Annotated in this window: 15 protein-coding genes; 2 read left to right on the forward strand and 13 right to left on the reverse strand. The window is 55.3% G+C overall.

Going from position 1 to position 13,049, the window contains the following annotated elements:
* Window positions 1-34 precede the first annotated feature (34 nt).
* The 4 genes from AC222A_RS01675 to rpoE are packed head-to-tail and all read right to left on the reverse strand — an operon-like array spanning window position 35 to window position 2,564.
* Window positions 35-508: a SoxR reducing system RseC family protein gene (locus tag AC222A_RS01675; protein ID WP_372747800.1), complete on the reverse strand. Its 474-nt coding sequence runs from the start codon at window positions 506-508 to the stop codon at window positions 35-37.
* Window positions 508-1,401 carry a MucB/RseB C-terminal domain-containing protein gene (locus AC222A_RS01680; RefSeq protein WP_372809922.1) on the reverse strand — a complete coding sequence of 298 codons (894 nt, stop codon included), beginning with the start codon at window positions 1,399-1,401 and terminating at the stop codon, window positions 508-510. Before AC222A_RS01680 ends, AC222A_RS01675 begins: the two co-directional genes overlap by 1 nt.
* Entirely contained in the window at window positions 1,402-1,986 is a 585-nt protein-coding gene (locus tag AC222A_RS01685) for a sigma-E factor negative regulatory protein (protein ID WP_372747789.1), read from the reverse strand.
* Complete coding sequence (rpoE, locus tag AC222A_RS01690; protein WP_372747799.1) at window positions 1,983-2,564, reverse strand: RNA polymerase sigma factor RpoE; 582 nt, start codon at window positions 2,562-2,564, stop codon at window positions 1,983-1,985. The genes AC222A_RS01685 and rpoE overlap by 4 nt, the downstream gene beginning before the upstream one ends.
* Window positions 2,565-2,765: 201 nt before the next feature.
* Between rpoE and nadB the strand changes: the two genes are divergently transcribed.
* A complete protein-coding gene (gene nadB, locus AC222A_RS01695) occupies window positions 2,766-4,355 on the forward strand; it encodes an L-aspartate oxidase (RefSeq protein WP_372763767.1) in 1,590 nt (529 codons plus the stop codon).
* Here the strand turns inward: nadB and AC222A_RS01700 are convergent.
* Together AC222A_RS01700 and AC222A_RS01705 are read right to left on the reverse strand one after the other, a co-directional pair.
* The gene (locus AC222A_RS01700; protein ID WP_372747787.1) at window positions 4,308-4,757 is read right to left on the reverse strand and encodes a protein YgfX; all 450 of its coding nucleotides are present in this window, start codon (window positions 4,755-4,757) and stop codon (window positions 4,308-4,310) included. The genes nadB and AC222A_RS01700 overlap by 48 nt on opposite strands.
* Window positions 4,720-4,980 (reverse strand): FAD assembly factor SdhE, encoded by a 261-nt coding sequence (locus AC222A_RS01705; RefSeq protein WP_372747786.1) that lies wholly within the window; start codon window positions 4,978-4,980, stop codon window positions 4,720-4,722. Before AC222A_RS01705 ends, AC222A_RS01700 begins: the two co-directional genes overlap by 38 nt.
* Before the next feature lie 93 nt (window positions 4,981-5,073).
* On the opposite strand from AC222A_RS01705, the gene ygfZ reads away from it, so the two are divergent.
* Window positions 5,074-6,099: a CAF17-like 4Fe-4S cluster assembly/insertion protein YgfZ gene (gene ygfZ, locus AC222A_RS01710; RefSeq protein ID WP_486774578.1), complete on the forward strand. Its 1,026-nt coding sequence runs from the start codon at window positions 5,074-5,076 to the stop codon at window positions 6,097-6,099.
* Between the two features lie 56 nt (window positions 6,100-6,155).
* Here the strand turns inward: ygfZ and ung are convergent, their stop codons facing one another.
* The 7 genes from ung to AC222A_RS01745 form a co-directional block, all read right to left on the reverse strand.
* Complete coding sequence (ung, locus tag AC222A_RS01715; protein ID WP_372747784.1) at window positions 6,156-6,860, reverse strand: uracil-DNA glycosylase; 705 nt, start codon at window positions 6,858-6,860, stop codon at window positions 6,156-6,158.
* Between the two features lie 50 nt (window positions 6,861-6,910).
* A complete protein-coding gene (gene traF / locus AC222A_RS01720) occupies window positions 6,911-7,918 on the reverse strand; it encodes a conjugal transfer protein TraF (RefSeq protein ID WP_486774579.1) in 1,008 nt (335 codons plus the stop codon).
* 160 nt (window positions 7,919-8,078) lie between these two features.
* Entirely contained in the window at window positions 8,079-8,912 is an 834-nt protein-coding gene (locus tag AC222A_RS01725; RefSeq protein ID WP_372747859.1) for an SDR family NAD(P)-dependent oxidoreductase, read from the reverse strand.
* A gap of 50 nt (window positions 8,913-8,962) precedes the next feature.
* Window positions 8,963-10,492, reverse strand: coding sequence for a flavin-containing monooxygenase (locus tag AC222A_RS01730; protein ID WP_486774580.1), 1,530 nt, complete (start codon window positions 10,490-10,492; stop codon window positions 8,963-8,965).
* Window positions 10,489-11,490, reverse strand: coding sequence for an alpha/beta fold hydrolase (locus AC222A_RS01735; RefSeq protein WP_372781250.1), 1,002 nt, complete (start codon window positions 11,488-11,490; stop codon window positions 10,489-10,491). Before AC222A_RS01735 ends, AC222A_RS01730 begins: the two co-directional genes overlap by 4 nt.
* Window positions 11,487-12,341, reverse strand: a complete 855-nt coding sequence (locus AC222A_RS01740) for a metal-dependent hydrolase (RefSeq protein WP_372747862.1) — start codon at window positions 12,339-12,341, stop codon at window positions 11,487-11,489. The genes AC222A_RS01735 and AC222A_RS01740 overlap by 4 nt, the downstream gene beginning before the upstream one ends.
* 41 nt (window positions 12,342-12,382) lie before the next feature.
* Window positions 12,383-13,048: an START domain-containing protein gene (locus AC222A_RS01745; protein ID WP_372747863.1), complete on the reverse strand. Its 666-nt coding sequence runs from the start codon at window positions 13,046-13,048 to the stop codon at window positions 12,383-12,385.
* Window position 13,049: the final 1 nt, after the last annotated feature.

Raw genomic sequence — 13,049 nt, forward strand, 5'->3', positions numbered from 1 at the left:
CGCATTCAGGCACTTCACCGCCACGCAGCAGCGGTTAGAGGGACAAACTCTGTGGTTGACTTCTCGATGGGCGAGAGTGGGAAACAAGTTGCGGCTGCAGTTCGGGGCGATTTCGCGTGAACAATGCATGGACACGCACCAGACCAAACCCGGCGACAAAACCCGTCAGGGCACCCAGCGCCGCCAGCTTATCGCTAGCGGTCAACTCGTGTATCAGCCCCATCCCCAGAAGCATCATCAATAGTGGGGTCAGGTACACAATTGCTGCACCTTTGAGGAGCACATTTTCCGGCACAGAGAATTGCACTTCGTCATCAAGGGCAAACTCACTTGCAGGCGTATCACCGAGCAACACCCGCAAATGGTTGCGCTTGCCGTCGCCCAGCTTGTTCAGCAGCCCCTGACCGCAGCCTTTCTGGGCGGCACAAGTGCCACAGGTAGAACGCTGTATGGTTTCCACCCACAGTGCATCGGGTTCGATGGCGACAACGCGCCCACTCTCCTGCATCACGGACTTATCACCAGCGATTTGGCCACCTGCTCGGCGGTGAGCAACGGCACCTCACCGATTACGGTTGCCACAAAGTCGGCATCGGGCAACGGGTAAGTGTAGGACACAGTGGCGCCGCTGCGCATGGCGGCTGCCAGCGGTGAATCATCAAACTGACTGACAGGCTCCAAGAACACAGAAAACGTGCTGATTCCGTCGGTAAAGCTCAGTGCATCATTAGCACCTTCGCCAGGTTCTGCCAGGGTAAAGCCGTCTGGTATCCAGCCCGGTTTCCAGGGCATTTTAGCCAGCAATAGCGCGCGATCCGCCGCCGAGGCAGGCTCGCGATGGCTGACTTCCCGCGCCTGGGAATCAATCAACTGCCCCTGCTCGGTAGTATCAAACATCATGAACTGAAAACGCTCCAACACCCTATCCTGCTGATCCAGCGTTTCGGTTTTCAGAGGAACCCCTGTCACCAAATCCAGCGACAAGCGGTAGCCCAGCCGAAAAACATCGCGCGGTACGACATTGACCGTGACCACTTCCCGGCCAGCCACCCAGCCGTTGTCCCCCATCGTAAGGTCATAATGCCGACTCAGGGTAGGCTCGCTGCCACGCAACAGGCGCTCGGCGGGATGTACACAGTGTATGCTGTGACCTTTGCGCACCAGCTGTTTATCGGCCGTATCAAGCGGTTGTAGCAGCTCAAACTCACGCCCGTCGTGTACTTGATGAATAACCTTATAGGACGTCAGTCTATCTTCAACCTGATGGCTGACAATACCCTGATAGCTGACTTCGCGGTGGCCATGGGACATGCGTTCCAGCCACTCCCGGGGCTGATCCGCCCAGGCTGCCCCCGCCAGAAATAACAGCCAAACGGCATGAGCAGACTTCTTTCTCAGCACTTATTCAACCTCATGGCTCACCAGTCGCGCATAAGTCACCATTCCTTGGCCGTTGTTCAGCGCCGCGCGCTCAGTATGCTGCTGCAGGAATTTTTCAAAGCGCTCGCGCGAGCGTTTGTCGTCAACCTGTTGATAACGCGGGATCGAGCCCGTTGTGGCACTGGCAGTGACAGCGCCTACCGACGACTGCGGCGACGCAAGATACACCCGCCCACTTTCCTGTCCGGTGGCAGGCGCGCCGTTTTCGGCAAGGGTGGGCACCGCCGACTGATTGGCGCCCCCCAGCCCAAACACAACCAAAGCCGCAACGCTGGCGGCCACCGCCAAACCGGCCAGCGGCTTGCGCCACTCCAGTGTACGACGTGCGCTGTGTGGCACTTCCTGAGCTATCGCCGAGCGCACTCGGGCACTCACATCCAACCCGGGGAAATCCGGGTCGCCCCGAAGAATATTGCGCTGCCGCTGTATACGCCCCCAGTAGGCTTCAGTTTCTGAATTGCCATCGCGCAGTACGCGCCGCAATTCCAACTCCGAAGCCTCGCCATCCATCAACGCGGAGAGGGATTCCCGAAGTTCATCGCTCATGCCGTTACCTCACTGCCGCCCATCTGGGCTTTCACTTTCTCGTCCACCGCTTCCCGAGCCCGAAAGATTCGCGAACGAACCGTTCCGACCGGACAATCCATCACATCGGCAATGTCTTCATAGCTCAGACCGTCAAATTCGCGCAGGGTCAGGGCCGTGCGCAGATCCTCTGGCAGCGCCTGAATTGCCGCATTGACAACCCCTTTTAGCTCGTTGCCGAACAGAACATTTTCAGGGTTGTCAGTATCGCGCAGGCCGTCGGCACCGTCATAGAATTCGGCATCCGCTACGTCCACATCAATACTGGGAGGTCGCCGGTTTCGGCTGACCAGATAATTCTTGGCGGTGTTGATCGCAATACGATACAGCCATGTATAAAACGCGCTGTCACCGCGAAACTTGGGCAGGGCCCGGTAAGCCTTGATAAAGGCTTCCTGGGCAACATCCTGAATTTCATCACTGTCTTTGACATAGCGCGAGATCAGGCCAAATATTTTGTGCTGGTATTTAAGCACCAGTAAATCATAGGCGCGCTGGTCGCCGCGCTGCACGCGCTCCACCAGCTGCTTGTCGCTCATTTCAGCACGATCCACAATCACGCCGCTCCTGATTGTCAGATCCTGCGTTACCCAGATAGACCACGTGTAACCCCATTAGTTCTGGTACCGGCCAGTTTTTTCTGAATTCTCTGTCATTGGCCGAATTAGACAATGCCAGTATACTCTGCCGGCCGGCAAATCGCCGCAAATGGTATCGGTGCAGATCACCCAAGGCAATCCATGACTTCCAGCTATACCCACGACGTTCTTGTGATCGGCAGCGGCGCCGCCGGCCTGACACTCGCCCTGCGACTGGCTGAGAAAGCCCGGATCGCGGTTATTTGCAAAGGCGAGCTCAATCAGGGATCAACCTATTACGCCCAGGGCGGCATTGCCGCTGTGCTCGACGAGCAAGACACGGTAGACGACCACGTCACCGACACACTGGCCGCAGGTGCCCAGCTGTGTCACGACGATACTGTTCGTTTTACGGTCGCCAATAGCCGGGAAAGCATCGAATGGCTGGTGTCTCAGGGGGTGGAGTTCAGCCGCTATCCAGACGAAGAAGGCTTTCACCTGACCCGCGAAGGCGGTCACAGCCACCGCCGCATTATTCATGCCGCCGATGCCACTGGTCGCGCCGTCTCTGAAGCGCTGACCAACCAAGCCCTGAAACGAGACTCTATCGAAATATTCCAGCAGCATGTGGCGGTTGACCTGGTAGTACGTGGTGGCCGTTGCCATGGGGCCTATGTATTGGATCGCAAAGCTGGCCACGTACGATTGTTCAGGGCCAAGTTTGTGGTGCTGGCCTCGGGCGGCGCCAGCAAAGCCTATTTGTATACGAGCAATCCCGATGGTGCCTCCGGCGATGGCATTGCCATGGCCTGGCGCGCCGGTTGCCGGGTAGCCAACATGGAATTCAACCAGTTCCACCCAACCTGCCTCTATCACCCGCAAGCCAAATCCTTTCTGGTAACGGAGGCCATTCGCGGAGAAGGAGGCAGGCTACTCTCCTCCACCGGCGAACGCTTTATGCAACGCTATGACGAGCGCGGCGAGTTAGCGCCCCGTGATATTGTGGCCCGGGCCATTGACCATGAAATGAAGCGACTCGGCTCCGATTGCGTCTACCTGGATATCAGCCACAAGTCCGCAGATTTTCTGCTACACCATTTCCCCACCGTCAAAGCCCGCTGCCTTGAACTGGGCATCGACATCACCCGCGAGCCTATTCCCGTGGTACCCGCAGCGCACTACACCTGCGGCGGCGTCATGGTTGACCACCGGGGAAAAACAGACCTAGACGGCCTGTTTGCCATTGGCGAAACATCTTTTACCGGCCTGCATGGCGCTAACCGGATGGCCAGCAACTCGCTGCTCGAATGTATTGTGTTTGGCCGCTCCGCCGCTGACGCCATTGCTGAACGCATCGCAGAGCCACAGGCAGAATTGCGCATTCCCGACTGGGACGAAAGCCAGGTAACGGATTCCGACGAAGACGTGGTGATATCCCACAACTGGGACGAATTGCGCCGATTTATGTGGGATTATGTGGGTATTGTGCGCACCAACAAGCGCCTGCAGCGCGCCCTTCACCGGGTGGAACTGTTACAACAGGAAATTCGCGAGTATTACAGCAACTACAAGGTCAGCAATGACCTGATCGAATTGCGCAATCTGGCCATGGTGGCCGAGCTGATAATCCGCTCGGCCATGCAACGAAAAGAAAGTCGCGGACTGCACTACACCCTAGACTACCCAGAAACATTACCCGAAGCGTTAGACACGATCCTCGACCCCAGACACCGTGGTGGCGACAAAACCTGACCAGAGCTGCAGCCGCCGGAAATCATCGGCGCTGCAGCTATCCCTGAGAAGCAGTAACGATTGCCGCTGACCATCAAGGTCGATACTCAGTCCCAGCACCCACGGCAGACGCCAGCGCGCCCGTAAGTGCCCCACCAACACACCTCTGCGGTATTCTAGATGCCAGCGGCCGTGATGGTACGTTATCGCAAACAGTCGACAGGAATCGGCTACTAGACGATAGACCTGATAGAAAACGCTGAACAGAACGAGCAGTGCACTTGCCCAGGCTATAGCGACCGGTAACCCTGCCATGAGTATGGCAACAGCCACCGCAACGTGCTGCAGCACCAGAAACACCAGAAGAAGGCGAGAGGGCCGAAGCTCAACCCTTAGCGCGCCGGGCGTACGCCTTGATGTCATTCACTATCCCTAGAAGGTTTTCTTCCGCTGGGCTCTCCGTGCCCAGCAACCACTGAAAAATCTGGGTGTCTTCGCACTCCATAAGCTCAACATAATGCCGCTGTTTTTCGGGCCCAAGCTCACGAAAACAGTTTTCCATAAAAGGAACCAACATTAGATCGAGCTCCAGCATACCCCGCCGACTGGCCCAGTAAATTCGCTTGATCTCGTTTTCTGAGTACATTAAGTTGCCTGCTGCCGCCCGTTAAGCGGCGCATTATAGCGATACCGGCCAGCCGGCGCATGGCCTTCTTACTCACCACGTCAGGAGTGATCGGTGACTACAACCCCATTTACACATCAACTCGAAGCAGATAACGCCATTTTGTCCGGTGAACACTGCACGTTTGCCGCCACTGACACGGTTGATGGTGAGAACTGGCTGGTTCCACTGACTCAATACGGCTTCGTCCGCGCGCAAGGTCCCGACGGCCAAACCTTTTTTCAAGGCCAAACCACCGCGGATTTTCGGCAGGTAACTATGTCGCAGGCCCGCAACGGTGCGTACTGCACCCCCAAAGGACGGATGCTGGCCAGCTTTACCGCGGCACGGCTGGCCAGCGACACCCTGTTACTGAAACTGCGCCGCGACTGCACTGACGATACCCTAAAGGTGCTGGGTAAGTACGCGGTTTTCTCCAAGGTAGAACTCTGCGATGCCAGCAGCGACTACGTCGGTATTGGGGTTGCCGGTCCCTCAGCGGCCGAATTACTGGGTCAGCATTATTCTCAGCTTCCGCAAGCACCTTTGGACACAATCGTTTGCGGCACTGATCTGGTGCTGTATCGCGCTCCTCTACGCTACGAGCTGTGGTTGACGCAAGATCGCGCAGCCGAACTCTGGCCCCGACTGCGTGAGCGTGCACAGCCCGTCGGTTCAGAATTGTGGGATGCACTCGACATCGAAGCAGGCGAGGTCTCCGTTTGCGCTGCCACGCGCGACGCGTTTCTGCCGCAACTAATGAATTACGATCTCAACGGAGCAGTAAGTTTTAAAAAGGGCTGTTATACCGGGCAGGAAGTTGTCGCCCGCCTGCATTTTAAGGGCGTGCCGAAACGCCGCCTGTATCTGGCCGAATTAGATGGCGCTGGCGCCGCAGGAGACGACATCTTTGACGCTGAAAAGCCTGTTGGCACTGTCGCCAGCTGCGTCAGCGACGGCAGCGCCGCCATTGTACTGGCAACCAGTGCCGCACTATCGACTGATCTGAAACTGAAAAGCGGTACCCGCGTTACCCAGGTAGCACCCCCTCCCTATGGACTCCCCGATGGTCTGGGCAGCGACCTCGCGGAGACTGACTAAACCCCGCCTGTAGTTAGAGCGTAGGCGTGCGTTTTAATCCACGTCTACACTCAACACTATGCCGACACCGCTAACGGCAGCTCCCAATTAATCGGCTGAGCGCCACGCGAAACGAGATAGTCGTTAGTCTGCGAGAAATGTCGACACCCCAGAAAGCCCCGGTGCGCGCTCAAGGGCGACGGATGGGGTGCCTTCAGGACGCAATGACGACTGGCATCCACCAACTGGCCTTTTTTCTGGGCATAAGCACCCCACAGCAGAAATACCACATCTTCTAGTTCCCGATTGATACACTCTATCACCGCGTCAGTAAATCGCTCCCAACCCTTACCCTGATGCGCCCCTGCCTGCCCCTGCTCTACCGTAAGGACGCTGTTCAACAACAGCACACCCTGCTCTGCCCAACTGGTCAGGCAGCCGTGGGGGGGTGGCACGACACCCAGGTCACTCTTCAACTCTTTATAGATGTTCACCAGTGATGGTGGCGGCGCGACAGGAGGTTTTACCGAGAAACACAAGCCGTGCGCCTGCCCCGGCCCATGGTAGGGATCCTGCCCCAGGATCACGACCTTAACCTGCGTCAGTGGGGTGCTGTCCAGGGCATTGAACCACTCAGCCGGCCTGGGATAAATGGTTGCACCGGCTGCGATACGCTCACTGAGAAAGCCACGCAAATTGTGCATATAGTCCTGCTGAAACTCGGCATCGAGTGCTTTTAGCCAGGAAGGGTGTAATTTTATCGATTTGTCCTGAGGGGACACGGGGAATCTCCTACTGATTTTGCGCGCCAAGGATAGCAAGAGAGCGTCTGTTAAAACAAAGGCAACTGAATGCGAAACGCACCGCCGAACTCATGGCGGCTAGCGGCAGTAGCGCTTACTCCCAGATAGAAACTGTCTGGCAGCCGATATGACAACGACAGGCTGAAGGCATCGTCGTCACGACCTTTGGCTACATACTGATAACCGGCGCCGATTACGAAACGCTTTCCCAGCGGCATATCAAACTTCAGGGCCGTTTCACGGCGCTCACTCACCTGACCAAAAGCCGGCTGACTGTTAAGATCCTGATAGAGATTGGCGCTGCCCCACATCAACTGGTAGCCAATTTGCACAGTGGCTTGCGGACGTATGCGATACGCAGTGCTTTGCAATCCTCTGAGTGTATCCGGCACAAGATTTTCAATCGCTAAACCCAGTCGCCAGTCACCCACGTCGGTAACACTCGCCACTGACAGGTTCGGCCGGGAAAAACGACGGCTATAATCACCGAGCTTGAACAGATCACTTTCGCGATAATCCTGAATAGGTACATCGCGTTCGTACAAGGAATACTCCTGGTGCTTAACGCTCAATGTGATGCGAGTGGCAGGCAGCGCAATTTCATCCATTCGCCGATGCAGCGCCACCTCCGCTACGCCATAGCCCGACACCCGAACCCTCGACTCCAGCTTCGCTAGTTCTATAAAAGCAACTACCGGCGCCAAACGCAGTTTCGGCTCGTCAGACGCCACATACTCAAAGGTTCCCGCAAAGCGGGTTCTCGCAGCAGCGGTAAGGGTATAGCGGTTATCCTGCCAGTGTGTTGCCAACACTAACCCAATACCGGCCTGCGCCGTTGTCGCTTTGCCGTCCATTCCTCTGAGCAGGTCAATAAGCTCAGATTCATCACCGGGGAAGTATTCCAACCTGCGCACACTAGATTCCAGAGCAACCGCAGCATGACGGGCGTCCAGTAGATCATCCAGCAATCGATCCCGGTTATTGAGATAGCTAAAACCGCTGACGTGCACCAGCGTTTCTGCAGTCGGCATTCGCATCGAAGGGTTCCTCAGCACTGGCTGCAGGTCTATCGAACCCAAGGGGTTTTCATGAGCGCAGACCGTGCTTACAACAAGAGAAAAAATGCTGAAGAAAAAAAGGGCCGGTCGAAACGACAGGCCAAGGGAGGGAGCAAATCTTGTCACGGGTAGGATTCAGCTACTGACTGGCAAGCCGACGCCGACCTTTCACAGAAGCCGGTACGGTAATGCGGTCGTACACACCCGGCAGCAGACGCTGCAGAATATCCAGAAAGATGGCATCGCGCCCGATCAGTACCCGGGGCTTCCCCTTCTTAATACCTTTCAAAATAATCTCGGCGGCGCGTTCAGGTGTCGTCGAGGCTACACGGGCAAACATGGCTGCGGTTTCTTCGGTGTTGGTTGCACTGCCATCGAGGCTGTCAAAATGCTTACCATTGCGTACGATATTGGTTTTCACGCCACCCGGGTGCACGGTTACCACCTTCACATTGGTGTCGCGCAAATCCTGCCGCATCGATTCGGAATAACCGCGCACGGCAAATTTTGCGGCGTTGTAAGCAGATTGCGAAGGCACTGCCATTAAACCAAACAAACTGGAAATATTGACTACACAGGCGGCGGGACGCTCAATCAGATGTGGTAAAAAAGCTTCTACACCATTGACCACACCCCAGAAGTTAATATCCATCAACCACGCAAGGTCTGCTCGCTTCATGGTCTGGATATTACTGGACAGCGACACGCCTGCATTATTCACAAGCACATCGCACTGACCAAAATGCGCCACCACATCTTTCGCCCACTGAGTCATCGCCTGCGAGTCGCTGACATCAACAGTCGCGCAATGCAGAACGTCGGGATATTCAACGCCCAAGGCAGTTAGCGATGACATATTGCGATCAGACGCCGCCACCCTCGCTCCGTGATGCAAACAAAGTTTGGTGAGCGCCAGTCCGATTCCTGAGCCTGCCCCTGTGATTGCAATAACTTTGCCATTTACCTCTAGCATGAGACTTCCTTATTGGTGAATTTTCGCCCTGCTCTATCAGCCACCTTCAGTCACGCTGAGGGTATCGCCTCGCATCCGGGCTCTAGCGCCAGTTCACGCGCCGATGGACGCGTCCGGATACTGCGATAAAGACTTGGATCGAAATGTTTTGCTTGCATACGATACTGCCAGGAATAGCCCGGCCACAGCGTCGTATTCTTGCCATCTTCGGTGAGATACCAGCTATCACAACCCGATACCCAGGTAGTCTTCTGCATCTTCGCCTGAATCATATCGTTAAACTTACGCTGTACATCGGGCTTGATATCCAGTGCGGCAATATTGCGTTCCCTCATATGCTTGAGGTAGGCCATGATATAGCGCAGCTGCGATTCGATATAGAAAATCACCGAAATATTACCTGGCCCAGTATTCGGCCCCATGATGTACAGCAGATTCGGATAGCCGGTAACCGCCATCCCCAAATAGGCTTCTGAACCGCCGCGCCAGTCATCGTCCAGCACCCGACCACCAAGGCCTTCAATTCGAAACGGCGCACCCGCAGCCGGGACTTTAAAGCCAGTAGCCAAAATCAGCGCATCGAGCTGTTGGTGACTGCCGTCGGCGCTGACAATGCCGGTCTCATCCACACGCCGAATGCCCTGGGTCAGCACGTCGACATTGGCTTTGGTCAATGCTGGATAATAATCATCTGAGAGCAAAACCCGCTTGCACCCCAATGCGTAGGTCGGCGTGACCTTCTCGCGCAGCACCGGATCCTGAATCTTGCGGCGCAGGTAACGGCGCCCCAGACGTTCACCGACTCGTGTCATCCAATTATTTTTAATCATCACTGGAGCGGTAGATTCAAACATCCAATACTGCAGCGTTCGGTGAAGCTTTTGCAGAATGGGAAAGCGTTCGTAAGTCTTACGCCAGACCGGCGGTATCCAACCGTCACGCTTGGGCATAACCCAGGGTGCAGTTCGTTGATAAAGTTTCAATTCGGCAACTTGTGGTTGAATGCTCGGCACCACCTGAATCGCACTCGCGCCGGTACCTATCACCCCAACTCGCTTACCCTCCAGACTATAATGGTCATCCCATTCGGCGGTATGCATTATCTTGCCTTTAAACGTATCCAGCCCCTCTATGGACGGATAGGCAGGTACATTCAACGCACCGACAGCCAGAACAACTGCGCGCGCGCGAATTTCATCACCACTTCGAAAGCGCAACGTCCAGAGGTTCCGCTGTTCGTCGAATAGCGCCGCTTCCACTTCCGCGCCAAATTGAATCTTATCCCACAACTGATATTTATCAGCACAGTGTTGCAAATATTGATGAATTTCCGCCTGACCACCAAACGCTCGACTCCAGCCGGGGTTGGGTTCAAATGAGAAAGAGTAAAGATGCGACGGCACATCACAGGCGGCACCGGGATAGATATTGTCGCGCCACACACCGCCTACATCATCAGATTTTTCAAATATCTGAAAGTCGCTGCAGCCGTCCTGTAGCAAGCGGATGGCCAAACCAAGCCCGCCAAAACCGGCGCCAACAATGGCGGTTTCCAGAATGACTTGTTTTTTGTTATTCACGAATCTGTCTCCATTGCGAGTGCGGCATTAAAGTAGCCCTTTAATACTGTCGCCGTATCCTGCGGCCTCTCCACCATCGGGAGATGACCCGTTTCAGGGAACACCATAGCTCGAGCTTGCGGAATGGCTGCGAGGAAGGCATCTACACAACTGCTGTCGAGCACTCGGTCGCTATCACCCCACAACACCAGTGTCGGAGCTGCGATACTGGGTAATGCTTCGTTTGCCGTACCAAGAGACCCAACAAGGTCAGCAAATATCGCGTGATTGACCGGACTGCGCTGTGCCATGTCCTTACCCATCAGCAAGCCGAACAGAACACCCAGCATTCGTTTGCGAGAGTGAAAGCAAAGCTGAAACACACGCTGAGCCTGCATTGCCGTGTCGGCCACAAGATAGTTCTTCCCGGCGAGCACGCCCGCCTCTAGCATACTCATGCGCGTTGCCGGTGCGCCGGCGGCGTTCATCAGGCATAGGCCATCGATCATTGCCGGATAGCGCGCTGCCACCAGCCCGGCGATCGCGCCCCCCATGGAACTGCCGGCAATAAATGCCTTACCGACACCAAGCTGTGTTAACCACTGAGCGACCCGCTCAGCCTGCGTATCTACGCGATAATCACACTCGGTACGAAAACTGCTGCTACCGAAACCCGGAAGGTCCAATGCCAGCACCCGGTAATCGCGCCGCAGTATGGCAGCGAGATAAGACCAGTTTTCCTTGCTGGCACCGAACCCGTGGACAAGCACCAACACAGGTTTGTTCGGTGTGCCGCTATCCCAGTAATGCAGACGGTGGCCGTCGATCTCCGTCCAACGAAGATCCGCGCCAGCCTGGCGGGCAATCAATGGTTTCAAACGATTCCAGAGGTTACCCTGCGGACGCCACTGCTTTAGTTGATCGCGGTCAATTGCGGCCAGCGATGTGGCCGCAAACAACGCTTCCAACTCGGCAAAGGCCGACGCCGAGGGTTGCTCAAGGTTGGCAGCGTTAGTCACGCCGCAGCTCCCTGCGCTTTATAGGCTTCAACTTCAGTCACCAGCGAGTCAATTTCTTCCAAATACTCGCGATTGTCGTGATCCCAGGGATGGAAGCCTGGTCGGAAAAAATCAAGCCAATCTGGTAGCGCTCGCAGCAGAGCGCCGCGCGGCCCCCAAAGAAAAACTGTCACACGCCACCAGCCTTTCAGGTTAAAGAGCTGGCCTTTTTCGCGTGCTACCAAACCCACATGAAATGGAATTAGCAAGACAAAAAAGATGGCAGTAGACATGATTAACGCTACACAGCGTCGTATATAAGCCAGAAAACGGTTCTTCATTACGCTCGCATAGACGTCGTATGCCACCGCTTTATGTTCGGTTTCCTCCAGCGCGTGCCAATGCCAAATTGCGGCGAATCGTGGTTCAGCGCCAGTCAATCGACTTTTATCCGAAAGGATTCGATGCGCCAGTATGGCCGTGAGGTGCTCCAGCGCGATAGTACCGGCCAGCTGGGAAACTTTTGGCGTAAAGCGACGAAAAAAATTAAGCAGCTTAAGCACGAGCCTTTCATATCTATCCGCAGGCAGGCCTTTGGCTGTCAACGCATCGTTATATTCCTCGTGCTCGCGACCATGCATGGCTTCCTGGCCGATAAACCCTTTTACGGACTCCTGCAGGGTCGGGTCGCTGACCTTATCGCGATAATGGCGCACGCTATCGATAAAAAAGCGCTCCCCTACTGGAAAGAAAATAGACATGGCATTGAGAAAATGTGAAATATGAATACTGCCACCGTGCCAATCGCTGATGCGCTCGGCCGGCAAGTGAAAATTCAGGTTTCTGCGAACAGGCATTACGGGGTTAGTCATGACAATCTCCTTGATTGTGGCCGCACGCGGCCGCCAGTCCATTAAAAAGGTCTGAAATCGGTGTATTTCTCGGCTTTAACTACGTCGCGCATGGATTTAAGCGTGTAGAACGGCGTATCCACGACCATGCTGTTCACCAGCGAGGCTGGCAATGCACCACTGGGCTCAGTGTGCATCTGATATTCCACGTGCGTCTGTTTTTCATTGAGCGGGGTAAAACGGAAAAAGCCATTCGCTTTTTCTATTAATACAATACCGCCATCATCGGGCACACGTTTCCTATCACTGTCCGCGAGTGTTTCGGGATCCAGCGTTGTCAGCGCAACTGTTACAACCCGGCTAGGAAGTTCCTGGCTAATGGTGGCCTGAAGCAGTAAAGCGCGGTCTTTTACCGGCCACGGCAGATCGTTCACCATGTAGCTGTAACGCTGTAGAGGGGACAGCTTGCGAATCAGAATTGGCGACTTGCACGAATGCATCCATTCAACGCAGGCCGCCGTATCGTCCATCAGCGCCATGGCTCGATTAAGCTCAACTTCAAGTACGGTTTCACCCTTGAACGCTTTGAACGCAGAATCTTTCACTTCTCGCGTGTAGACGCTGACGCCATCTTTTTCACGCTGCAGGGTCCACCCTTCAGTCTCTGCCAGGGTAGGCATGGCGGCTATCATCAGTACAAATAACGCGAGATACTTAAATAATTTCATC

The sequence above is a fragment of the Litorivivens sp. genome (genome assembly GCF_057445395.1).